The sequence below is a fragment of the Treponema sp. Marseille-Q4130 genome, from assembly GCF_014334325.1.
GTDB lineage: Bacteria > Spirochaetota > Spirochaetia > Treponematales > Treponemataceae > Treponema_D.
This window is the reverse complement of record NZ_JACSET010000003.1, coordinates 13,112-35,882: the sequence shown is the minus strand read 5'-3', so window position 1 is coordinate 35,882 and position 22,771 is coordinate 13,112. Positions and strand designations below refer to the sequence as shown.

Genomic DNA, 22,771 nt, shown 5'->3' with positions numbered 1-22,771 from the left:
TCATCATTTCGTAAACGTAAAAACGTTTTTCGATCGAATCGCATTTCCGAGCGAATCTTTTACTCCGTCTCCGACCGTCATCGTCACGATGCCCGGATTGCTGTTATTCGTAATTTCGAGCCCCGCTCGCACGGTCCACATACCCTCTTCGGGTACGATCATTTCGTTAAGCGGAAAAGCCGTACAGTCTTCCGGCGGTACGGCAAAAAGCGTTTTTATCACGATGGAGCAGCATCCGTTTGTCGCCGAAAACGTAAGAGCATCGAAGAGCGAAAAAATATCCAACCCTGCCGCCTCTCGCGAAACGGCAAACACGAGATAGAGCGCGGCAGCGGTATCGGATGAAGGCGGGAAAAACACCGGATCGAAAAGCAGCGCCGAAAAATTCGTTTCCGCCGCTATCGTCTTATAGTTTACGCCGTCGGAAAGATTTCCTTCGCGCCACTCGCCCGTCTGCAAAAAAGCTTTAACAAATTCGACCGGTCTGTCACTTTCGGCGTCGAAGCGGATATCGAATACCGTATCGCGTTCAGTCCCGTTTCCCGCCACGGACTGCACGCCTTTGCGCAGTCGAAACGTGTACGTCTTTCCCCACGCCGGCGCGTCGAAGATGAGCGATGCATGCGTTTTATCGAGCGCATTTGTCTTTACCGAATACGATATCGTCGGCACGACGGAGATATATGACGACAACGTATCGATATTCATCTCTTTTGAAAAATCGATATCGACAGCGCAGTCTTTCGGAACGGCTTGATAGCTTTTGCCGTTTTCCGCCGCGGTTTGAAAGCCGTTTTTATTTTTAATAATAAACGTACATTCCGGCGTTTCCGTATCGTATCGATAATAAAACGACGAAAGATATTCTTTTGCGAGCGCGTTCCGCGCATAATCTTCGAGGCTTTCGGACAGCGTGATTTTATACAGCGTATTCGCTTTGAGGTTTTCCATCGGCACGATGCGGACGGTTCGGTCTCCGTCTGAAAAAACGCGCGCATACGAAAAAGGCGGACTGACGGAAACGGCGGCTTCGAAAGATTCGCGCGTAACCGGTTCGGAAAAGCGAATCGTTATGGCGGACGCTTCATCGACGGCGCTGCCGTTTTGCGGTACGACGGAAACTATTTCCGGCCGTACTTTGTCACCCCGCGTCGAAAACGTTTTGCAGTAATCGCCTGTAAGCGAATATCCGCTTTTGCTTTCGGCGGACGATGAGACGGTGACGACGTAATCGTAATTTTTTTTGATGCCGCCGGTCGGGAGAAAACGCACCTGTCTTCCGCTGCACGAAAAAATGCCCGATGCGGGATGATCGTCTTCGGTCAGCGTAAACGCTTTTTCAACCGACATCATATCGGGCTCAAGCGAAAAGGCGATCGAAACGCCGTCGTCATCCCACGTACACGAATCGACGCTCATTTCGGAGAACAGCTCGGAAGCGCAGCCGACATACAAGAGGCAAAAAATTATTAAGACACAGATCATTGTTTTGCCAAAACGGTTATACATAGGTCTTTCTCCATATAGCTTCCCTCCCCGTCGTTTATCCCCGCAGGTCCTCCCGCGATTTTCAAACGGTAATACGAGGAGACATCGTCCGTACTTACCGTAAAGCGCGTCCACGTTATCGTAAGCCGCGTTTTCTCTTCGTTCCAAAAGACGCCCGTCTTTACGGGACTTGCCGACGTAAGCGGAAAAAGAAGCGAAGCTGTCACCGCGTTCGATGCGACGGTAAGTGAGCGGTCGGCGATCGCATGCGAAAATAAAATCCGCGCGGTCAATTCGTAGTTGCCGTCTGCATTTTTATGCAGCCTGTGTTCTATGCACGGTGCCGACAAATCGGAAACGTCGTCGGCGTCGAGCGATAGGCCAGTAACCGAAAGCCATGCATCTGCAGCGTAAAAGCGGGTCACGATTTTTTCGAAAAGCGGCGTATCGTTTTCATCTGTAACCGATACGGCAATGCCGAGCGTATATTCGGTCGCGAGTTTGTAGTATTCTTCCGGTACAAATAAAAAGCGCGTACCCTCGTCGCCGCTCGGCACCATATAGCCGGGCAGCGAAGGCGAAATCGAAACGGCGTCTTTTACCGAATCGAAATCCATCGGCTTTGAAAACACAAAACCGATCGGCTGCTTTCCGGAAATATTTTTATCGAGCGCGATATCGGTGAGCCAGTGCGCATCGGGCGACGTATCGGTTACGGGACAGAGGCTCACGAGCACGGGACTTTCGGCATCTTCTGTCGTAGAAAATGTATTTGAAAGCAGATCCTGGATTTCCCGGCCGTCAGACGACAAAAACGGTTGTACCGTCCACGCATAGGTCGTGTTCAGCTTCCACTTCGGAGACGGCGAAACGGTAATCGTCCGCTTGTCTTCCGAAAGTGCGATTGAATATTCCGCCGACGGCAAAATCGAAAAGGCTTTTTCAAATCGTGCCGCTTCGATTTTTTTATTAAATGAAAACACGAGCTTTTGCCGTACATCGGCGCCGATGCGTTTTTCGGGAAGCGCAAGCGCATAAAACCGTTCAACTTCGTTGCCGTATATAAACGTGCATATCGTATATGCGTGAAAGGTCGCATCATTTTCCGTATGCATGAGACCGTCGATACTTACCTGATACGGCTTTCCATAAACCCATCCGCCTGAGGGCTTTACGTACAGCGACCGCCCGTTCCACGCATATTCGGCTTCGTACTGATGCGTACCCGATTTTATCGTCAGTGCTTGCTCGGCATAATGACGGACGACATCGCAGTTGAACGAAAAACCGATGTGCTCGCCGTCAAAGTATTTTTCCGCGGGACTTTGACTGCAGGTGACTTCATATTCGTCGAACGAAATCACATTGCACGAAAAGAAAAGCGATATCGATATCAAAGCGCCCGCTATGCGTTTCATCGTATGTCATCCCCCCGCTTAACAAAATATATTATTTCCGCAACCGCATCGGGATGCGCGGAAACGGCATAGGCTTTATCGAGTGCATCGAGCGCATTCGATCGGACGCCGAGCGTGAGCCATATATCCGCCGTTTCGATGTACACTTTTTCGCTCTCGCAGAGCGCCTGTTCCGCCTTTCTGCACAGCGCGAGACGCTTATCGACCGCGTTTTGTTTTTGCGCCAAAAGCGCATATTGATAATAAAATCTCCAATCCGTTTGATTGAGCGCGAGTTCCCGTTCGAGCAGCGTTTCCGCCTTATCGTATCGCTCCGTCATAATCAAAGCGCGTACATACCACAGCCGCGCTTCGGTAAATTCGGGATAGCGTTTGCACAGCGCGCGCAAAATCTTTTCCGCTTCTCCGGTCTTTTCCGTAAAGATCAACAGCTTCGCTTTGAGGAGGCGCGCTTGGAAAAAATTGCCGTCGGTACGGATCGCTTCATCCGCAAGCGAAAGCGCATTCGAAAAATCTTCGCGTATGTACGCATCCGACGCACGCGCATACAGCAGCTCCGCCGCCGCGGGATCACTGCAGGAAAGAGCGAGGAAACCGGTACTCAACAAAAGCAATATAAAACCGCAGCGCATAGTGCCTCACGATAAAATAAATGCGAGCCGGTCCTGTAATCTTCCGGCAGCCCGAAGCTTTTTTTTCGTAAATGCGGCGCGGACGATCGGATCTTCGGCCGAACGCTTTGCCATGTCTACGCCTGCATACACGTATGCGCAGTCGGGAAGATTTAACAAGGCGTAGAGCGGCGAAAGTTTTTCATCGTCTCCGCTCGACATAAAGCCGTCGATCGCGGCTTTCACTTCCGTCGGAACAAGCACGCTTTCGGCGGCACTTGCCGGTAAACCGATGCAGGACGCCAACTCGATTTTTGCGCGCGATGCGTAAGAAGACGAAGGAGCGAGCGCGATGGTCTTTTCGAGTACGGGGATCCAATCGTTTAATCCGTCCCGCTGTAGCGCGCGGACGGCAAGCCACACCGACCAATAGTACGAAGGAAAGCGTGAAAAATATTTTTCGAGCTGCAAAAGAGATGAAAGATCGCCGGACGAAATATCGCCGCGAAGCAGTTTCGCTTTGAGCCGAATATAGTCGGAAACGAAAAATGAAGAAGTCTCCGGCACTTCACGCTTCATATCGAATAAAGCTCTGATGCTTTCCAAAGCCGCAGAATCGCCGCCTTCGGGAAGCAGAGCTTCAACCGATTGCAGATTTGTTAAAAACGCATCGTCTTTTTCTTTGCCGCCGGCCGCGTATTCGTAATCGAGAAAAGCGCACAACACCGCTTTTTCGGTATCGCCGATTTTTTCATACACGCCCGACGCGAATACGCCGAACCCCGGAAAAAATCCGCCGGTTTCAAAATAAGGTTCGAGCAATCCGCTGCATTTTTGAAACTGTCCCGCATCGGCGAGGAGATACATGTACGCGCGCAGTTCGTCAGCTGCAATACGTTCGGGATAGAGCGCGTAAGTTTTATCGAAGAGGGCGAGCGCTTCGCTTTTGTCGTCCCGCAAAAGCCGTATCTTTGCATACAGATATCCGTATTCCGCACCGCACTCGGGCGTTTCGTAGGCTTTTTTCGCATAATCCGCTGCGCGCTCTTCGTCGCCGTCAGCTGCATACAAGCCCGAAAGCAGTGCGCACAGCAGCGCTTTGTGCTGCGCCGAAACGCCCTTTACGGACGCAAGCAGCGATTCCGCTTTTAATAAATATTTCCATGCCTCTCCGTAGTTTTCGGACACAAAGCAATACGAGCCCAAATCGAGCTTCGACTCGAAGTGTTCGGGATGCTCTTTTTCAAACGCGACGAGTTTTTCATACAGCGCGCTTCCCGCCAAACCGGAATTTTTAATCGCCGCATAAACGTCGATTTTTTTTGCCGGACAACCGCTTACAAGCGCTGCAAAAAACGGCAAAAAGATTATTAATTTTTTCATACTGCACCTCAACCGAAATGCCCCGCGTTTCGCCCGATACGGCGCGTCCCGCGTACTGGTCGCACGGCTTTGCAATTCGAAGATATCCTCACCGTGCAAATTCGAAAAGCATATCGTTCAGTCTATATATCGCGTGCAAATGCATTTTTTACGCGGATTTAAAAATATTTTTTTGAGAAAATGATGGCGGGTTTTAAATATATGAAAACTATGGGGAAAAGTATTTGTCGATTTAGGAGGTTTACAAAGTTGATCAATTCAACGGTACGAAGACACTCCTTCTCTACATTTATAAGGAATCGCGTGCGCTTCTTGCGTGAGGGATTGGAGGCGCGGCGGAGCCGTTCCGAATCGAGCGGTACGCGAGAAGAGGAATGGAGCGGCAGCGGAACGCCGGAAAGCCCGACCCGAGCGGAGCGAGGGGCACGCCCGAAAGACTGTTTTTCCGATATCGCTTTACGACCTCCCTTTTACGACCGATTTTTTGAATATTGCACTGTGTATGAAAATTTGTTATATTCTTATTAATTGAAAAGCCGGATCTATAATTATGCGCACATGCGCAAGAGGAGCGTATATGAAATCTAAAAAAGCTATCGGCATTGCGATCGGTATGTTTGTCATTGCTGCGACGGCGGCGATCGCGATGAGTGCCAAAGGCAAATCAAAGGGAAAATTTGTCGACGGCGAATGGCCGGGAAAAGGTGAAGGACGCAACGGACCGATCGAATTGATCCTGTCCGTAAAGGGCGGCAAAATCACCGGCGCAAAGGTGACGAAAGAATCGGAAACCGGTTTTGCACAGCCTGCGGAACAGTTCGTCATCGATCAGGCGGTTGCAAAGCAGTCGGTCGAAGGACTCGATACCATGTCGGGTGCGACGATCACGTCGAACGCGACGATGGCGGCGCTGCAGGCTGCGGTCAAAGCGTCGAAGGGAGAAACGACGGCTGCGGCAAAAGCGACGGATACGTCGTGCGATATCGTCGTTATCGGTGCAGGCGGCGCGGGTCTTACGGCGGCAACGGAAGCTGCGAACCGCGGCGCGAAAGTTATCGTCCTTGAAAAGATGGGTATCGTCGGCGGCAATACGAACAGCGCGACCGGCGGTTTGAACGCCGCATATACGAAAGAGCAGGAGAAGCTCGGCATTAAAGATTCGAAAGAGCAGTTTTTCGAAGATACGATGAAGGGCGGAAAAAATCTCAACGACCCCGCGCTCGTCCATACGCTCGTCGACAACTCGGCTGCGATCGTAGAGTGGCTGCAGTCGGATATCGTCGGTGCGGATCTGAGCGACGTCGGTCTTTTCGGCGGCGCGACGAACAAGCGTATTCACCGTCCGCAGGGAGGAGCTGCGATCGGCGCTCACCTCGTTCCGCTTTTATATGCAGCTGCGCAAAAACAGGGCGCGGATGTCCGCCTCAACAATAAAGTGACCGACATCTTTGCGGAAAACGGAAAACCCGCAGGTGTTACCGTTACGTCTCCGAACGGCGATTATAAAATCAAAGCGAAAGCGATCATCATCGCGACCGGCGGTTTCGGTGCGAATTCCGACATGGTCGTAAAATATAATCCGAAGCTTGCGGGATTCGGTACGACGAATCATCCGGGTGCAACGGGCGATGCGTTCGAATGGATTAAAAAATTCGACGGTGCTCTTACGCAGATGGAGCAGATTCAAACGCATCCGACGGTCGTCCCCGGCAAGGGTATCATGATCACGGAAGCGGTGCGCGGCAACGGTGCGATCCTCGTAAGCCGAACGGGCAAACGCTTTATCAACGAAATGGAAACGCGCGATGTCGTGTCAGCCGCGATTTTAAAAGAGCCGAACAAAACGGCTTTCCTCGTCTTCGATCAGGATGTGCGCGCTTCTCTGAAAGCGATCGAAGGTTATGCGAAAAAAGGTTTGCTGACCGAAGCCGCAACGCCCGCGGAACTTGCGCAAAAGCTCGGCATACCTGCGGCCGAATTTGAAAAGACGCTGAAAACCTATGCCGATTATGTGCACAACAAAAAAGACGCCGACTTCAACCGCAACCCGAACGGCTTGGAGCGCGATCTGACGAAGGGACCGTACTACGCGATCGAAATCGGACCTGCCGTACACCACACGATGGGCGGCATCAAAATCGATACGAAGACGGAAGTGCTCAACACGAAAGGAAATGTGATTCCCGGCCTCTTTGCGGCGGGAGAAGTGACCGGCGGCGTTCACGGTGCGAACCGTTTGGGCGGCAACGCGGTCGCGGATATCGAAGTGTTCGGCAAAATCGCCGGAGACGCGGCCTGCGATTATATTAAAAAATAAACGCGAGTATATCGCGATTTAAAACATCGCTCGGTAAAAGGCGTGCGGCGGGTGTTCCTCCGTTTGCGCGCCTGCCGATGCGAAAATTAATAAAACCGAAATCGACGGTCGGCACGATTCGTGCATCGGCGCGGTTTCGGTTTTTTGTTTATAAAGACGAATTGATTTTGCGGCGGTATAATTGTATATTATATAATATGGACAGCGTATTTTCTTCACGTCTTGCACGGATCGAAACCTTTCTCGAAAACGCGCTCGCATCGGATGCGGCGTGGAAGCTTGTTTCTTTCGGTGCGCTTTCAAATGATGTACGGGACACACATATCACCTGCCTCACTGAGCCGTGCAAAAGCCTCATCAAGCTCGGAGGAAAACGCTGGCGGCCGCTTTTGCTCGTGCTGTGCGCCGAAAACGCGCGCGCTTTTTACGGCAGCCGCGCTATTCTCACCGAAGACGAAACGTATTCGCTTGCGCCGCTTGTCGAATTCGTGCATACGGCGAGTCTCATCCACGACGATATCGAAGACTCGTCCGATACGCGGCGCGGAAAACCTGCGGCTCACATCACATACGGTGTCGATGCTGCACTCAATGCGGCATCCTGGCTTTATTTCGAAGCGAGCGTGTCGATCGATCGCCTTGCCGCTTCTCCCGAAGTAAAGGCGCAACTCTACGCGCTTTATGCGAACGAAGTACGCCGCCTCCACCTCGGGCAGGCAGCGGATATTCTGTGGCACAAAAATCGGGAGCTCTTTCCGTCGATCGAAGAGTATTCGGCGATGGTGCAAAACAAAACCGGAACGCTCGCGTCTCTCGCGGCGAAAATCGGTACGCTTGCAGGCGGCGGCACGGACGAAGAGATCGAGCGCGCCGGAAAGACGGCCGCCGAAATCGGAGAGGCCTTTCAAATACTCGACGATGTGCAAAATCTCACGACGGGGAACCCGGGTAAAAAGCGGGGGGACGACATCGTCGAAGGAAAAAAAAGTCTGCCGGTGCTGCTGCACATAGAAGCGCACCCCGAAGACAAAGCGCGCATCGCACGATTTTTTGCCGAAGCACACGACGGCGGCATCGATTCGCCGGCAGTTGAAGCGTGCATTTCTCTTTTCGAGCAAAGCGGCGCCGTCGAAAAAGCGTTTGAAAAAGGAAAAACTCTTGTTCGAGAAAAGAGCGCCGAACTTGCCGCGCTTTACGGCGCATCGAGCGAAGCCGAAACGCCGCAGCTGATCATCGATTTATTCGCTTCAATGATAACAAAACAGGAAGCGGATTATGTACGGGAGAAAGTGCATGCTTAATGAAACGGCGGAAAAGCTCAACAATCAGGCGATCATCCTCGCTTCGCACGGAGACTACACCGAAGCGATCGCATGCTTTGTCCGCGCCCTTACGATAGAAAACGACAATTCGCTTTTGTGGTTCAATCTCGGTATTACCTACCGCGATGCGGGCAATTTGATATATTCGCGCGGTGCGCTCACAAAAGCTTATGCGCAAAACTGCACCGACGAAGAGATTGTCGAAGCGCTTTCGCTTGTGTGTTTCGGACTCGGCGATTTTGCCGCTGCGCTCTATTATTGCGAAGAGGGGCTTGCGTATAATCCGGAAAATCCGCACCTTTGGAACACGCTCGGCGTCATCTACTTCAACCGGCAAATGCTTACTGCAGCCTGCGATTCGTTCGAACACGCGGTCTCGCTTAATCCCTATTATTACGACGCGCTTTTCAATCTCCGCGACACGTATAAAGAACTCGGAAACGAAAAAGGCGAACGGGAATGTTCGAGGCGGATGAAAGAGATCGAAAAACACGGAGCGCCGAAATGAATACACAGTACATCGTCACTTCAGCCGATTCGAATACCGTTACCGTAACGCCTGCGGAAAACGGCAGCGCGTGCGCAACCTGCCACGCAAACTGTAAATCGTGCGCGCTGCACATTACCGTAGCAAATACCAAACGCTTCGACGTAAAGCCCGGTCAAAAAGTGCGCATCGCGTTATCCGCAAAAGACGAAGCGCGGCAAAGCTTTTTTTCGCTCGTTCTTCCCGTGCTCGCCGCCGTTTTAGGATTTTTTGCCGCATCTCCCATCGGAGCCGTCTTCAATGTAACGGTGACTGAACAGTTGCGTGCGCTGTGCGTGCTGGTTTTCTTCTTTGCCGCCGGGGGTGCCGTCATGCTCGTTGCGAAAAAAAAGCGGAATCCCGAAAAACTCGATATCGCGGACGTATATCGATAAGCAGGGCAAAAGTCCCCTGCCTATGCGGAATATACCCCCGCCTGCGTGTCGATTTACAGCTTTTCGACTTCCTCTTTTGTGAGGCCGGTGGCTTCGGTGATAATGCTTATGGAAACACCGAGCCGCTTGAAGTTCTGCGCATCTTCGAGCGCCTTTTGATGTGAACCTCTCGCTTCGCCTTCCTGCAGCGCAAGTGCCCGTTCTTCTTCCCGCTGCACGGCAATATCGACATCGTAATCATATTCGCTCAATAACATGTTTATTACCTCCCTGCTTTTCCTTTGCAAATATTCGCGCAATATATCGTTTTGTATGCACTTTTTGACGGCATTCTTAAACCCGTTTTCGGGATCGAGCTTCGTGTGCCTGCGCACGGCGTCAATGAACAGAGTGTACTCTTTTAGCGGTTTACAAGCGTCCAGCAATCGGCTGCTTTTATTATAATTGATATTCATCACGCTGACAATAAGTTCGAGATTCGGTCTTACGGGGGCTGTCATAAAGGCGTCGGAGAGCCGAAGCGTTACATTTTCAGAATACTCTTCTTTGCCGTTGTAGAACACGTAGAATTCGGGTGTCGGAATCTTTTGTAATGTTCGGTAATACTTTGCACGAGGGTCTTGGATTTGTTCATACAAACGTACAACGTACTGCAGACAGCGAAGAGGCATATTTCGATTTATCGTTGATTGGTGTTCGACTAAGATGATAATTTTATCATCGACGAGACGGGCGACATCGTTGTAGAAGGTCATGTACATCACTTGCTCCAAGCGCAACCGTTTGAGCTCCGCAGAACAGTCGAGGTGTGTACCGTGCAGTGCGTTATACAGAGATAAAAAGTTTTCTTTTGCGTTTTTGTCTTCACCGAAGAAATCGACGAAGACCGAATCTTTATAACGGCGATTATGTTTTACCATAAAAACCTCCGCTATATATATCGCGGAGGTTTTACGTTTTCGGAGTTTTTCGTGAAAGAAAAATTTACCGCTTCTTTTTTACTTCGAGTGATCGCGAACGAGTTCGTTTATCTTCGCCGCCATGCGGTCGAGAGGCACCTGTTCCTGAACGCCGCCCAATTCCCATGCGACTTTCGGCATACCGTAGACGATCGACGACTCTTCGTCCTGTCCGAGCGTCCACGCCCCCTGCTTTCGCATCTCCGCAAGCTGAGCCGCTCCGTCCCTTCCCATGCCGGTCATGATGACACCGAGCGCATGATTTTGATAAATCTTTGCGACCGATTCGAAGAGGTAATCCGCCGAAGGACGATGTCCGTTACGGGGCGGATCCTGAGAAAGCTTGATAACAAGACCGGCACCCTGCCGTACGACATAGATATGGTAATTGCCCGGGGCGATGTAAATGTGCGCGGGTACGATGGCTTCTCCGTCCTTCGCTTCCGTAACGTCGAGCGGACAGATGCGGTCGAGGCTGTTTGCAAACTCCGCGGTAAAGCCCGCCGGCATGTGCTGGACGACGAGGATCGGCAGCGGAAAGCGTACGTCGATGTCTTTAAAAACGTCGCGGAGCGCGTTCGGACCGCCGGTGGAAATTCCGATGGCAACGACTTCGATACGGCCGCCTTCGCGGATCGGTGTAACGACGGCGGGTTCCTTGTTTTTTTCAGCATTTTGGTTCCACAGCGTCGGTGCGATCGCGGGATTTTTTGCCGGAGCGATGCCTTTCTTTTCGGCGACAAAGCGCTCGGCGTCGCGCATCTTCAACTGGTGTGAAAAATAATCGGGATCGTGTGTCTTTTTCCCGTGCGCATGGGCATATGCATAGCCGTAAGAAGCGAGCAGCTCGACAAGGTGTTCCGACACCTCCGTCAAATCCGTCGAAATCGAACCGCCGGGCTTTGTGATAAAATCACTTGCGCCGAGTTCAAGGCATTCCATCGTGACCGCCGCTCCCTCCGTCGCGACACTCGATAAAATGATAACCGGAATATCCCAGCCGCGCTTTTTGCGTTCTTTTAAAAATTCGGTGCCGTTCATCACCGGCATTTCTATATCGAGAACGATGACATCCGGTTTTACGAGGGGGATTTTATCGAGAGCGAATTGTCCGTTCATCGCCGTTGCTGCGACGTGCAAGCCTTCGGTTCCCTCAACGATACGTGTCACCAAATTGCGCATCAGCGCGGAGTCGTCACAAATAAGAACTTCAATGTTGTCCATAATCGTTTTCCTATCGTATGTATTTTATTATTCAGCGTTATTCCATCTTTTGATACAGGCACGCCCATTCCGTTTTTAAAAATTCGAATTTCGTTTTCATGCCGAACAGCGATTCCGAATGCCCGATAAACAGATACGAATGCGGTGCCATCGCGTCCCAAAACCGCTGGACGACAGCCGCCTGTGCCGCCTCATCGAAATAGATAATGACATTGCGGCAGAATATGATGTCGAAATCGCGTTTTCCGGAATCGTGGCTGAGATTGTGATAATCGAAATTGATAGTGTCCATGATGTCCCGATTGACTTGGTAGCCGCCCGACGACTTCGTAAAATATTTTGCAAGATAGTCGGGAGGTACTCCTTCCACACGGTTGTCCGCATAAAAACCGAGTCTTCCGACCATAAGCGATTTGAGGGAAATGTCGGATGCGGTGATCTTGAACGTAAACGGCGGCGGCAAAATCGTTTTTAAAATCATCGCGATCGTATACGGTTCTTCGCCCGTAGAACAGCCTGCACTCCACACGCGGATCACATCGGAATGATGCTGCTTTTTATAATCGATGAGATGCGGTACGACATAATTGATAAGCGCATCGAAATGCGGCTGCGTCCGAAAAAAATGCGTCAGATTCGTCGTAACCGAATCGAGCATCTCTTTCATCTCTTCTTTATCCTGCAAAATCAACGCATAATATTTTGCTGCCGAATCGACTTTTTTTTGGCGCAGGAGTTCTCTAATACGGCTGTCTAAAACGGAACGGTTCGTCCCCGAAAATGTGATACCGCTTTCATCATAGATAACCTTGCGAAACATTTCAAATTCCGCATCACTCAATAAATCCGACATACTTATTATTGTACAGCATTTTTCGGTTTATAGCTAGTAATAATTGAAGGGCATATTTTTGTGCGTCGTTCGCTCAAAGTGCCCGCACGCAAAAAAACCGCCCCGAGCCGGAGCTTTCCCCGCACTCAAGACGGTTTTATAATTTGTAATTGGTAATTGGAAAATTACCAATTACCCACTAGCCATTACCCATTGAACTCAAGGGCACCAAGCCAGGCGGAAACCAAGATTGCCGTCCGTGATGCCAGGACTGAAGTAGTCCCGCTTGCCCCCAGTGCAGTCGTACGCGTTGTAGCCCCAACTGCCGCCGCGCCTGACGCGGCTAGAGCCTGACGCGGCACCTTGAGGATCGGTAACAATACCGGCCTCTGTATAAGCAGCATCGTTTGATGCAGGGTTATTATCATGCCTATCAAAACACCATTCCCAGACATTTCCGCTCATATCGTGTAAACCGAGTGCATTCGCCCGCTTTTTTCCGACAGGATGCGTTTTTCCTCCCGCATTATCTCTATACCATGCAACTTCTCCTGTTTCGGCCGTATCCCACTTGTCTTTCGCTCCGCTTGCACTGTTCAGTTTGGTAAGCCGTACATCGCCGTATTGTGCCGCATTTGTGTTGTTGCTTCCCTGCCAACGGGCTGCATATTCCCACTCGGCTTCAGTAGGAAGTCTAAAGCCTTTTTTACTCATATCGGCATAAGCGGTATCGCAAGCAGCTGTATCAGTCGCATTTTTTAATACGGTAGAATCGGTTTTGCTTTTGCGGTATACGCATTGCTCATCGGAGCCCAGCTTTATTTGAGTATACGCATTACACCACACAATGCAGTCCCGCCAGCTTATAGTCGTTACAGGCTCATCATCCGTTCCGGAACCGGAACTGCCTTTTTGCCCCGCATTGGCAAATACATACCCATGTTCAGGTTTTACCGCCTCGTCGTAGACTTCTTTCCACAGTTTATACGTTACCTCTGTTTTGCCGAGCTTGTAGGGGCTTAATTTTACCTTCCGGTCTTTAATAAATACACCTTTCCAATGAGCCCCAGTTCCGGGTAAGGTGTAGTCAGGGTCAACGCCCGTAATGGTTGCCCCTTGAATGTCTACAAACTCGTATACGATTTCAGGCGGTGCAGGCGGCGTTCCGCCTCCGCTTTCCGGGCGCAAAGCCACGCGCAAGCCGACGGAGTTGTAACTGCTGTCGGAATCGCCGCCCATCCGATAAGTACGAGCAAGACCGATCGCCGGGTTGGCCCAGCAGCCTCCGTGCCGGACACGTTTAGTACCGGAATCGGCGCCGATCGGATCCTGCCCGCCGGTAGGCGTAGCTAAGCTGTACCGGTCCCAGCACCATTCCCATACGTTGCCGCTCATGTCGTAAAGTCCGTAGCCGTTCGGCTGCTTTTTCTTTACTTCGTGGGTTTTACCGTTGGCATTTCCTTCGCCAGTATGGTTGTACCACGCATAGTTTACCAGCTCGCTTTCAACATTCGTTCCCGCCCATTTGTCATCCGTACCGCCTTTGGCTGCCCATTCCCATTCGGCTTCGGTGGGCAGGCGGAATCCTTTTTTACTCATGTCCATGACAGGTATTTTTTTCGCTGTTGCGTCGGCCTCGCCGTAAGGATGTCCCTCAACCGTGTACACGCACTGGCTTTCTCCCAATTCCGCTACCTTTTTGGTCAATTCATTGCAGAACGCTATACATTTAAACCAGTTTATATTTTCTACAGGACGCTTTTCCTGTACTTCCGTTCCGTCAGGACTGCCGTTAAAACCGCTCGGATTAGTGCTCATCACCGCTTGCCACAGCTCCTGCGTTACTTCGGTCTCACCTATCAAGTACGCGGTAAGGCTTACCGTGTGCGGTTGGTTATCGGTTATACCTGTGTAACCCACGGTTCCGTCCGTTACGGCAGCGATGCTTTTCATCGTAAAGCTTACGCCGCCAGCCGTGTAGGTTTTATCGGCAGACGGTACGGGTGTTCCCCCGCCTCCGCCGGAATTGCCGCCGCCTCCTCCGCTTCCGGAACCGCTCGCTGCATTCGGGCAGGCTGTAAACAGCAGTGCCAGTATTAAAGTTGCAACTGTGATGAGCGCCGCCCCTCCTCTAAAGGCATAAGCCTTAGTCTTTGCATTACTTGTTTTCATCTGAAAACCTCCTTACTTTAGGGGGAGAAAACACCCCGTTCAGAGCAGGGTTTTTTCTCCCCTATAACCCCCTCTTTTTCCCGCACTGTTTAGGGGCTCAGAATTGCTACGCCTTGCTTGCAATTCCCTAAAAACCCCGTGGGGTCAAAATCCGGGGTTTTGTTTGGATTGACCTGTTCCAATCCGTAGAACTTTCAAAAATAAAAAAACGCACAGGGACAATACGTCCTTTGTGCGTGTGGTGTGAGAAAAGATACTGTGCGTATTTGCCGTCGTCCGTTCCGTCATGTAAAGCGGAACACATGCTGCTATATAACGTTTCAGAGAGGAAAATAATAACGGCGACAAGGTTCCTGTGGGCAAAAAATTCTGCACAAGCGAAGCGCGGAAGCCTTTTTGCACACAGGGTTCTTGTCGCCGGCGTTTTTTAGCTATATTTGAGGATATTATGCTATAGGCATGAGTTATGCGAACGAGCGAACGAGCGAACGAGCGAACGAGCGAACGAGCGAACGAACGAACGAACGAACGAACGAACGAACGAACGAACGAACGAACGAACGAACGAACGAACGAACGAACGAACGATTATGTACCGCGCGACAGCTTTGTCAAGTACCTGAGTGTACTTTTGAGCAGGAGATATAAAAGCTGTACCGGTTGTACCGGACATAAGTCCCTCGTCATAAGAAATTGCGGGACTGACTTAAGATGACTGATATATGTATTATAACCTGCTTTTCTGCAAATTTCAACGTTTCGGGGAAAGTTTTTAATTGGTAATTTGTAATGGGTAATTTGTAATTATCTTGGAAATTATCAATTACCCATTACCAATTACACATTAATCATTGATTACTGCACTTTCTAAAGCTTTTCGATTTCTTCAACGGGAAGACCTGTTCCTGCAGTTGTCTTGGCGGTGTCAATGCGGCGGTTTGCGTTTGTTTGCGGTTTGCGTTCATCCGCGGAATGCGCTATAATCGCGTTCGAAGTATGAGGCTTGTATGAAAAAATTTGATATGGGAGAGAGGGTTTCTCTCAAAGTCGTCGCGGTTTCCGCCGGTACGATTTTTCTCGATTTGAACGCAAAAAGCGAAGGCGTACTCGACGCGGCGGAGTTTACCGATGAAAACGGTATCTGTTCGGTACGTCAAGGCGATGTGCTCGACGTATATTTTATCGGAAACGAAAACGGAGAATCGCGCTTTACGACGAAGATTTCCGGCGGTAAAGCGGATAAATCGATCCTCGAAAACGCGTATAAAAACGGCATCCCCGTCGAAGGGCACGTGGACAAAGAGATCAAAGGCGGCTACGAAGTGACGGTCGGAACGAGCCGCGCCTTTTGTCCGTATTCTCAAATGGGCTGGAGACAAAAAGGAGATGCCGCGTCGTTTGTCGGAAAGCACCTTGTTTTTAAAATTCAAGAATACAAAAACGACGGACGCGATATACTCGTTTCAAACCGCGCCGTCATGGAAGAAGCGCACGAGCGCGAACTCGAAATGCTGAAGGAAAAATTAAAAGAAGGCATGACGCTCGAAGCGACGGTCGTATCGCTGCAAACGTACGGAGCCTTTGTCGATATCGGCGGATTCGAAGCGCTCCTGCCGATTTCGGAAATCGCACTTTCGCGCGTGGACGATGTGAGCGCGGTTTTGCACGTCGGGCAAAAGCTCGACGTAAAAATTATTAAAGCCGACTGGGCGCACGAGCGGGTTTCGGTGAGCGCAAAAGAGCTGCTCGCCGATCCGTGGAAAACCGCAGCGGAAAAATATACCGCGGGATCGAAATACGAGGGTGCCGTTTCGCGCGTCGCTCCCTTCGGCGTCTTCGTCGAACTCGAGCCGGGCGTCGACGGACTCGTGCATATATCGGAAATGGACGGCGTCGACTCTCATACGAATCTGAGTAAAGTCTTTTCGAAGGGACAAAAGATGTCGGTACTCGTCAAAGAAGTAAACGCTCGTGAACGGCGCATTTCGCTTACGCCGACGACTTCGGTCGAGCAGGATAAAACGACGGCGCGTTATATGTCCGGTCAGACGGACGGCGAGGGCTACAATCCGTTTGCATCTCTTTTGAAAAAATAGCGATGTCCGATAATAACGAACTTTTGCACGCGATGATCGCGTACGACAGAGGGGATCCCAAACGCATCCACCATTTTTTGAAAGTGTATGAATTTGCGAAGCTGATCTGTGCGGGTGAAAAGGTCGGCGACGAGCTGCGGCACATTACGGAAACGGCGGCTATCGTGCACGATATCGGCATTCACCTTGCCGAGCAAAAATACGGCAACGGACACGGACATTATCAGGAAATAGAGGGGCCGCCGGAAGCGAAAAAAATGCTCGAAGCGCTCGGTTACGATACGGCGGTAACGGAGCGCGTGTGCCGGCTCGTAAGTCTTCACCACACGTATACGAATATCGACGGCATCGATTATCAAATTCTCGTTGAAGCGGATTTTCTCGTAAACATATACGAGCACCATGAAAATGATTCGGATGATAAAGCGATGAGAGCCGAGGCGTTAGCGGTGCGCGAAAGGATTTTCCGCACGGAAACGGGAAAGGCGCTCCTCGACGAATTGTACGGATAGTGCGGGGCGTTGCGGGGGCACGAGCGAAAAAGGTTTGCCCCCGCTCGAAAGGGGTCGGGTGAAGAGCGCAGCTCTGAACCGAGGGGAAAGGCTTTTCCCCCTTAAAAAATTTTTCAGATGATGCGAAAACCGCTCCATGCTCGATGCAAGTCGCACATGAAGCGGATCTGCTTTATTCGATGCACTGCACGAACACCGTGTCATTGCATGACAAAACATCGCATTTCTAACGTTGCCTCTAAAAGCTGCGGTTTTTAGAAGCAACTTTACTTCGCTTTGTCGGGATGCCGGCTTGCAAGGAAGTTTGCATACACGGCGCCTGAAATATTGTGCCACACACTGAACACCGCGCCCGGGATCGTTGCGAGGGGATATTGCGCAAAGTGTGTTGCCGCAAGCGATGTCGCAAGTCCGGAGTTCTGCATACCGACTTCGATCGAAAGCGCTCGGCACTTCGTCGCGTCGAGGCGCAGCAATTTTCCGACGCCGTATCCCGCCGCATAGCCGAGCAGATTGTGAAGTACGACGACAACGACAACCATTGCGCCGACCGTTTTCAGGCGTCCGGAATTTGCGGACACGACGCTTGCAATGATCATGATGATCGCAAGCGTTGAAATAAGCGGAAGGATGCGCACGATTTCGCGCGTCACTTTTCCGAAAAAATAATTGCACACCAAACCGAGCGCGATCGGCACGAGCACGACTTTTACGATCGACAAAAACATCGCGACGGCATTGACATCGACACGCTGTCCCGCATACAGAAGTGTCAAAAGCGGCGTCATAAGCGGCGCGAACAGTGTCGATACCGCGGTCATGCCGACCGACAGCGGAACGTCACCCTTTGAAAGATAGGTCATCACGTTCGACGACGTACCGCCGGGACAAGTGCCCACGAGGATAACGCCGACGGCGATTTCGGTCGGCAGCTGAAACGCCTTCGTCAAAACAAAGGCGATGAGCGGCATGAGCGTAAACTGCGCGATAAAGCCGATGATGATATCTTTCGGCCGGCTGAACACGACTTTGAAATCGCTCATCTTGAGCGTGAGTCCCATGCCGAACATGACGATGCCAAGCAGCCAATTTATCCAGCTCGTTTTGATCCAAAGACAGGTCTGCGGCGCAAACAGCGCAAGAGCGGCGACCGCGATGACGATGAGCGCCATCCACTTGCCGAAAAATGCACTTAGCTTTTCGAGAAATTCCATACAAGTACATCCTTTATGTATATTTAGCTATATTAAAGTATTTTAGCATAAATTAAACAACAATGTAAAGCGGAATGAGTGAGAAAAATTAAGAGGTTCGATTTCGAGTTGTCGAAAATTCGGAATTCCACGTAATTTGTTAATTATTAATCAGTTGCCGTGCCTTGTCAGAGAAGCGGTGCGAACACTCTGAATATGCGGCCGATGATGCGGCGGTGAACGGGCGTATTTTTATACGTTTGTTTTGTTATTTCGGAGCTTTGCGCTTTCGTCTTTTGAAAGTCGGCTTCGATCTCCGCGACAACCGGATGCTTGTAGATAAACGCGGCGTCTTCAAACTGGTCGAAGAGGCTGCGGTAATCGAGATTGACCGAACCGACGACGGCCGTCGTATCGTCGGAGATGAACATCTTCGCGTGAATGAAGCCGGGCGTAAACTCGTATACGTGCACGCCGTTTTCGACGAGCGTGTTGATAAACACGCGCCCCGTGCAAAACGTGATAAAGTGATCGATCGTATGTGGAACGAGGAGCGTCACATCGACTCCGCGCCGAGCGGCAAAGATGAGCGCGTTCATCATTTGATTATCGATGATGACGTAGGGCGTCGTTATGTGCACGTATTTTTTTGCCTGCGTAATGATATAGTAATATACGTTTTCCGCGATGTCCTGATTGTTATATGCGTTATCGCTGTACGGAATGACGATCCCCGGCACATCGTATTTTTTATGACGCACATCGACATAGGTGTTGATGTCTTCTTTCGTTTCGGTAACGATATCCCACAGCTCCAAAAACATGCCGGTAAAAGAGCGTACGGCCGGCCCCGTCACGCGGATAACGGTATCTTTCCAATAGCCGTATTTGTGTGTTTTGTTGATGTATTGATCGCTTAAATTGATGCCGCCGGTGAATGCCGTTTTCCCGTCGACGATACAGATTTTGCGGTGGTCGCGGTTGTTGAGGTATGCGTTGAATATGGGTATGACCGGCGTAAAGATCGCCGCCTGCAAATCGAGAGAATGCAGGTATCTTCGATAGCTGCGCGGAGAAAGAGGCGCACAGCCGAAGCCGTCGTACATGATGCGGACTTCGACGCCCTCTTTGCGCTTTTCAACAAGGGTATCGAGGATCGTTCCCCACATAACGCCGGGAAAGATCGCAAAATATTCCATAAAGATGAATTTTTTTGCAGCTTTCATCGCCCGTATCATTTCGGGAAAGGCGTCTTCCCCGCTTTGATAATACGAGATGTCGCTATGCGCATACGGCAAAAAAAATGCGGAATTTTTCAAATAGGTTATGATATCGCGTATTTCCGGATAGGGCAGTTTTTCTTCTTTGTATGTGGAATTAATAATTTTCTGCGCGGCGTTTTTATCCGCACGGGAAATCTGCTTTTGCATTTTGCTCGTCAGTGTTTGATAGTGCACTAAAATGTAAAAGCAGATTCCGCTCAAAGGGAAAATAAAGATGGGAAGCAGCCATGCGAGTTTGTATTCGTTTTTGCTTTCTCTGTTTATTAAAAAAACAAAAAACACGATGCTCGCAAAGAGGCTGACGGCAAGGAAGTATTCTATAGATGAGCCGAGCCACAGAAAAAATCCGACAAACAGCAAAAGCTGCAACACGAGGAGCAGAATCATAAAGATGATCCTGCCGTAGATCAGCGATTGCACGATCGGCATGGTAAGCCATTTGTGATACTCGCTGTCTTTGCTCCGGTCGATTTTTTTTCTTCGCTTTGCCGTCATATACCCCCGATTACCGGCTTTCCGTTAATTAATAATTTTCAGCGCGGATTTCGAAAAAGCTTTGCGGATGTGCGCATACCGGACAAACGTCGGGAGCTTTTTTTCCGACGACGATATGACCGCAGTTCCGGCACTGCCAAATTCGATCATCGTCTCTCGAAAACACGAGACCGTCTTCGACATTTTTGAGCAGTTTTCGATAACGCTCTTCGTGCGTCTTTTCGATCGCCCCGACGCCTTCGAAGAGTTTCGCGATTTTATCGAAACCTTCGTCTTTTGCAACTTTCGCAAATTCGGCGTACATATCGGTCCATTCGTAATTTTCACCGGCCGCAGCAGCTTTGAGATTTTCCGCCGTCGTACCGATACCGCCGTTGAGCAGCTTATACCATATTTTTGCGTGCTCTTTTTCGTTATGCGCCGTTTCTTCAAACAGTGCGGCAATCTGTTCGTATCCGTCTTTGCGCGCTTTGCTTGCAAAATAGAGATACTTCGTGTGAGCTTGCGATTCGCCCGCAAACGCCGTTTTGAGATTTTCTTCTGTCTTTGAACCTTTCAGTTGTGCCATAGCAGCCTCGAATAACATAATGTGAGCCGCACGCAGCGATGCTTTGCCGAAGCACGATCACCGCGCGAACCGTGTTTTGCAACGCAAAAAGCGGAAATGATAAAAAATTATCACGGCTTCGTTCAATGTACATAGCTGTATTGATTATACCGTGAAATACGGCATAAGGAAAGAGCAAGTCGAGGGTCGAAAACGCTCGACGAGTTTTTCTTTTATCGGAGACGCTTGAGAATTCCTGCGCGGGGAACTTCGCGCTCCGCGCTCGTTGCAAGTGGCGCGGGAAACTTCGCGCTTCGCGCTCGTTGCAAGTTGCGCGGGGAACTTCGCGCTCCGCGCTCGTTGCAAGTGGCGCGGGGAACTTCGCGCTCCGCGCTCGTTGTAAGTGGCACGGGAAACTTCGCGCTCCGCGCTCGTTGCAAGTGGCGCGGGAAACTTCGCGCTCCGCGCTCGTTGCAAGTTGCGCGGAGAACTTCGCTTAATGTACGGCACATGCCGTATCGTGTCTCTTTTCCAAATAATTACCCATTACACATTACCAATTACAAATTGATAAAGCACATTACCCATTAAAAATTGATTTCCGTGTGTACCGCGAACGAACTCTTGACTATTTATCCGATAAGCAATACTATAACTAAACATACGACGCGGGGTAGAGCAGTTGGCAGCTCGTCGGGCTCATAACCCGGAGGCCGCAGGTTCAAGTCCTGCCCCCGCTAAACTGCTGATTGCTTGTGTTACAAGAAATTAGCACACTACTAAACCCACACAGGTAGGGCTTAGCGTGATTCAAATTACTAATTTAAGTAAACACTTTAAATAAAGTAGTTTACGATCTTAGTGAGGTGAATATGGCTAAGCCCTATTTGCTTTATAAGACATCGAATAATATTTATTATTTTCGTATATTAATGGAGATATCGCTGGAATATTCGGTTGCACAGGTGGTGGGATACATAAAGGGTAAAAGTGCCCTGTATATAGCAAGGCGGTATGGAGAACGACAAAGATACTTTACGGGGCAGCATATGTGGGCACGAGGGTATTTTGTTTCGACGGTGGGACTTGATGAAGAAGGCATACGGAAGTATATCCGTGAACAGGAGAAAGACGATCTTCAACAAGACGAATTGCAGGAACAATTAGGCCTGTAGCCGTAGGCTAGGCTAACCGCTTTGAGCGCTTCTTTTCAAGCCACCACCTTTAGTGGTGGTAGTTGACTATCTTTCGCCAAAAACAACCGTCCCGTATATTTTATTAGTATAGTTTTCAGCCATGACGATTTTCCGGTGCTTCAACCGAGATTACTATTCTATTACGGTATTGTAATATTTACGGAACCGTATTTTACATAGCCATACGCTCCGTTTTCGTGGACGGGATCGAGTATCCATTTATCACCCTGTAATACGTAAAGATACATGTAATTATTAATTATTTTTATTTGTTTTATTATTCCATAATACCATTGCGGCTTTATATATACGTTGCCGCTTTCGGAAAAATAAAGATATGAATCGGCACCGGCACAGCTATAGAATAATTGATTTTTCTGCAATAAAATATCGCAGGCATATCCGGCACCCCATTCATGCCCCTCTGACGATTCTCCGCTTCCTTTTCTTTCACCGTTGGTATTTTCAAGTATCCAATGACCGATATACGATTTACTTCGATCCGCCGTGTTTCCTGTAACAAGATATTGAAAAAAATCGTTGATACGGCGGTTCGCTTCCATCGCATATTCATGCAATGCAGGGGAGGGCTTGTATTCCGAATCGAGTAATTTTTGTGGAAAAATATTAGCCGGTTCTTGCTCCGTTTTGTTAAATTCGAGCGAAATGTCGGCTGCATCTTTGTTGGGCATCATACCTGTGATAACAAATAGGTAGATCAATATAATTGATGTGAAAAATATTTTTTTTATATTCAATCTGCCGATCACTTTATCTCCTCATTATAACCCGAATTTTATTA

General features: G+C 49.9%; 18 protein-coding genes, 1 tRNA gene and 1 pseudogene. 8 read left to right on the top strand and 12 right to left on the bottom strand.

Features of this window, described 5'->3' with window-relative positions; genetic code table 11:
* Positions 1 to 3: 3 nt before the first annotated feature.
* Genes H9I36_RS03960 through H9I36_RS03945 form a run of 4 tightly spaced genes read right to left on the bottom strand, consistent with a single transcriptional unit; the run spans position 4 to position 4,900 of the window.
* On the bottom strand, positions 4 to 1,509 hold the full coding sequence (locus H9I36_RS03960; protein ID WP_187384084.1) for an Ig-like domain-containing domain: 1,506 nt from the start codon (positions 1,507 to 1,509) through the stop codon (positions 4 to 6).
* On the bottom strand, positions 1,482 to 2,906 hold the full coding sequence (locus H9I36_RS03955) for an Ig-like domain-containing domain (protein WP_187384083.1): 1,425 nt from the start codon (positions 2,904 to 2,906) through the stop codon (positions 1,482 to 1,484). The genes H9I36_RS03960 and H9I36_RS03955 overlap by 28 nt, the downstream gene beginning before the upstream one ends.
* A complete protein-coding gene (locus H9I36_RS03950; RefSeq protein ID WP_187384082.1) occupies positions 2,903 to 3,538 on the bottom strand; it encodes a tetratricopeptide repeat protein in 636 nt (211 codons plus the stop codon). Before H9I36_RS03950 ends, H9I36_RS03955 begins: the two co-directional genes overlap by 4 nt.
* Before the next feature lie 6 nt (positions 3,539 to 3,544).
* Positions 3,545 to 4,900, bottom strand: a complete 1,356-nt coding sequence (locus H9I36_RS03945; RefSeq protein WP_187384081.1) for a tetratricopeptide repeat protein — start codon at positions 4,898 to 4,900, stop codon at positions 3,545 to 3,547.
* 577 nt (positions 4,901 to 5,477) lie between these two features.
* On the opposite strand from H9I36_RS03945, the gene H9I36_RS03940 reads away from it, so the two are divergent.
* The 4 genes from H9I36_RS03940 (at position 5,478) to H9I36_RS03925 (ending at position 9,460) form a co-directional block, all read left to right on the top strand.
* Positions 5,478 to 7,217, top strand: coding sequence for a flavocytochrome c (locus H9I36_RS03940; RefSeq protein WP_187384080.1), 1,740 nt, complete (start codon positions 5,478 to 5,480; stop codon positions 7,215 to 7,217).
* A gap of 197 nt (positions 7,218 to 7,414) precedes the next feature.
* Positions 7,415 to 8,518 (top strand): FPP/GGPP synthase family protein, encoded by a 1,104-nt coding sequence (locus H9I36_RS03935; RefSeq protein WP_187384079.1) that lies wholly within the window; start codon positions 7,415 to 7,417, stop codon positions 8,516 to 8,518.
* The gene (locus tag H9I36_RS03930; protein ID WP_187384078.1) at positions 8,511 to 9,047 is read left to right on the top strand and encodes a tetratricopeptide repeat protein; all 537 of its coding nucleotides are present in this window, start codon (positions 8,511 to 8,513) and stop codon (positions 9,045 to 9,047) included. The genes H9I36_RS03935 and H9I36_RS03930 overlap by 8 nt, the downstream gene beginning before the upstream one ends.
* Positions 9,044 to 9,460, top strand: a complete 417-nt coding sequence (locus H9I36_RS03925; protein ID WP_187384077.1) for a SoxR reducing system RseC family protein — start codon at positions 9,044 to 9,046, stop codon at positions 9,458 to 9,460. The genes H9I36_RS03930 and H9I36_RS03925 overlap by 4 nt, the downstream gene beginning before the upstream one ends.
* Before the next feature lie 53 nt (positions 9,461 to 9,513).
* Here H9I36_RS03925 and H9I36_RS03920 read toward each other — a convergent pair whose 3' ends face one another.
* The 4 genes from H9I36_RS03920 to H9I36_RS13025 form a co-directional block, all read right to left on the bottom strand.
* The gene (locus H9I36_RS03920; RefSeq protein ID WP_187384076.1) at positions 9,514 to 10,380 is read right to left on the bottom strand and encodes an Rpn family recombination-promoting nuclease/putative transposase; all 867 of its coding nucleotides are present in this window, start codon (positions 10,378 to 10,380) and stop codon (positions 9,514 to 9,516) included.
* A 78-nt stretch (positions 10,381 to 10,458) separates the two neighbouring features.
* Positions 10,459 to 11,643, bottom strand: a complete 1,185-nt coding sequence (locus H9I36_RS03915; RefSeq protein ID WP_187384075.1) for a protein-glutamate methylesterase/protein-glutamine glutaminase — start codon at positions 11,641 to 11,643, stop codon at positions 10,459 to 10,461.
* Between the two features lie 37 nt (positions 11,644 to 11,680).
* Positions 11,681 to 12,496: a CheR family methyltransferase gene (locus H9I36_RS03910; protein ID WP_187384074.1), complete on the bottom strand. Its 816-nt coding sequence runs from the start codon at positions 12,494 to 12,496 to the stop codon at positions 11,681 to 11,683.
* 198 nt (positions 12,497 to 12,694) lie between these two features.
* Positions 12,695 to 14,428, bottom strand: coding sequence for a formylglycine-generating enzyme family protein (locus H9I36_RS13025; protein ID WP_370586947.1), 1,734 nt, complete (start codon positions 14,426 to 14,428; stop codon positions 12,695 to 12,697).
* A 1,226-nt stretch (positions 14,429 to 15,654) separates the two neighbouring features.
* Between H9I36_RS13025 and H9I36_RS03900 the strand changes: the two genes are divergently transcribed.
* Both H9I36_RS03900 and H9I36_RS03895 read left to right on the top strand, forming a co-directional pair.
* Complete coding sequence (locus tag H9I36_RS03900) at positions 15,655 to 16,743, top strand: 30S ribosomal protein S1 (protein WP_187384073.1); 1,089 nt, start codon at positions 15,655 to 15,657, stop codon at positions 16,741 to 16,743.
* A gap of 2 nt (positions 16,744 to 16,745) precedes the next feature.
* Entirely contained in the window at positions 16,746 to 17,255 is a 510-nt protein-coding gene (locus H9I36_RS03895) for an HD domain-containing protein (RefSeq protein WP_255422655.1), read from the top strand.
* A 266-nt stretch (positions 17,256 to 17,521) separates the two neighbouring features.
* Here the strand turns inward: H9I36_RS03895 and H9I36_RS03890 are convergent, their stop codons facing one another.
* From H9I36_RS03890 to rbr, 3 genes are all read right to left on the bottom strand, one after another.
* Complete coding sequence (locus tag H9I36_RS03890) at positions 17,522 to 18,469, bottom strand: bile acid:sodium symporter family protein (RefSeq protein ID WP_187384072.1); 948 nt, start codon at positions 18,467 to 18,469, stop codon at positions 17,522 to 17,524.
* Between the two features lie 167 nt (positions 18,470 to 18,636).
* A complete protein-coding gene (gene cls / locus H9I36_RS03885; protein WP_187384071.1) occupies positions 18,637 to 20,226 on the bottom strand; it encodes a cardiolipin synthase in 1,590 nt (529 codons plus the stop codon).
* Between the two features lie 28 nt (positions 20,227 to 20,254).
* The gene (gene rbr / locus H9I36_RS03880) at positions 20,255 to 20,794 is read right to left on the bottom strand and encodes a rubrerythrin (protein WP_187384070.1); all 540 of its coding nucleotides are present in this window, start codon (positions 20,792 to 20,794) and stop codon (positions 20,255 to 20,257) included.
* Positions 20,795 to 21,440: 646 nt separating this feature from the next.
* Between rbr and H9I36_RS03875 the strand changes: the two genes are divergently transcribed.
* Together H9I36_RS03875 and H9I36_RS03870 are read left to right on the top strand one after the other, a co-directional pair.
* A tRNA-Met gene (locus H9I36_RS03875) sits at positions 21,441 to 21,513 on the top strand.
* Between the two features lie 177 nt (positions 21,514 to 21,690).
* A pseudogene (locus H9I36_RS03870) lies at positions 21,691 to 21,948 on the top strand (transposase); the annotation flags it as partial.
* Between the two features lie 161 nt (positions 21,949 to 22,109).
* Here H9I36_RS03870 and H9I36_RS03865 read toward each other — a convergent pair.
* Positions 22,110 to 22,739 (bottom strand): hypothetical protein, encoded by a 630-nt coding sequence (locus H9I36_RS03865; protein WP_187384068.1) that lies wholly within the window; start codon positions 22,737 to 22,739, stop codon positions 22,110 to 22,112.
* Between the last annotated feature and the right edge of the window lie 32 nt (positions 22,740 to 22,771).

Coding starts and splice junctions, on each gene's coding strand:
- cls (WP_187384071.1), bottom strand. CDS start 20,226: ATGACGGCAAAGCGAAGAAAAAAAATCGACCGGAGCAAAGACAGCGAG.
- H9I36_RS03935 (WP_187384079.1), top strand. CDS start 7,415: ATGGACAGCGTATTTTCTTCACGTCTTGCACGGATCGAAACCTTTCTC.
- H9I36_RS13025 (WP_370586947.1), bottom strand. CDS start 14,428: ATGAAAAGCATCGCTGCCGTAACGGACGGAACCGTGGGTTACACAGGT.
- H9I36_RS03915 (WP_187384075.1), bottom strand. CDS start 11,643: ATGGACAACATTGAAGTTCTTATTTGTGACGACTCCGCGCTGATGCGC.
- H9I36_RS03940 (WP_187384080.1), top strand. CDS start 5,478: ATGAAATCTAAAAAAGCTATCGGCATTGCGATCGGTATGTTTGTCATT.
- H9I36_RS03960 (WP_187384084.1), bottom strand. CDS start 1,509: ATGTATAACCGTTTTGGCAAAACAATGATCTGTGTCTTAATAATTTTT.
- rbr (WP_187384070.1), bottom strand. CDS start 20,794: ATGGCACAACTGAAAGGTTCAAAGACAGAAGAAAATCTCAAAACGGCG.
- H9I36_RS03920 (WP_187384076.1), bottom strand. CDS start 10,380: ATGGTAAAACATAATCGCCGTTATAAAGATTCGGTCTTCGTCGATTTC.
- H9I36_RS03925 (WP_187384077.1), top strand. CDS start 9,044: ATGAATACACAGTACATCGTCACTTCAGCCGATTCGAATACCGTTACC.
- H9I36_RS03950 (WP_187384082.1), bottom strand. CDS start 3,538: ATGCGCTGCGGTTTTATATTGCTTTTGTTGAGTACCGGTTTCCTCGCT.
- H9I36_RS03945 (WP_187384081.1), bottom strand. CDS start 4,900: ATGAAAAAATTAATAATCTTTTTGCCGTTTTTTGCAGCGCTTGTAAGC.
- H9I36_RS03955 (WP_187384083.1), bottom strand. CDS start 2,906: ATGAAACGCATAGCGGGCGCTTTGATATCGATATCGCTTTTCTTTTCG.
- H9I36_RS03890 (WP_187384072.1), bottom strand. CDS start 18,469: ATGGAATTTCTCGAAAAGCTAAGTGCATTTTTCGGCAAGTGGATGGCG.
- H9I36_RS03930 (WP_187384078.1), top strand. CDS start 8,511: ATGCTTAATGAAACGGCGGAAAAGCTCAACAATCAGGCGATCATCCTC.
- H9I36_RS03895 (WP_255422655.1), top strand. CDS start 16,746: ATGTCCGATAATAACGAACTTTTGCACGCGATGATCGCGTACGACAGA.
- H9I36_RS03900 (WP_187384073.1), top strand. CDS start 15,655: ATGAAAAAATTTGATATGGGAGAGAGGGTTTCTCTCAAAGTCGTCGCG.
- H9I36_RS03910 (WP_187384074.1), bottom strand. CDS start 12,496: ATGTCGGATTTATTGAGTGATGCGGAATTTGAAATGTTTCGCAAGGTT.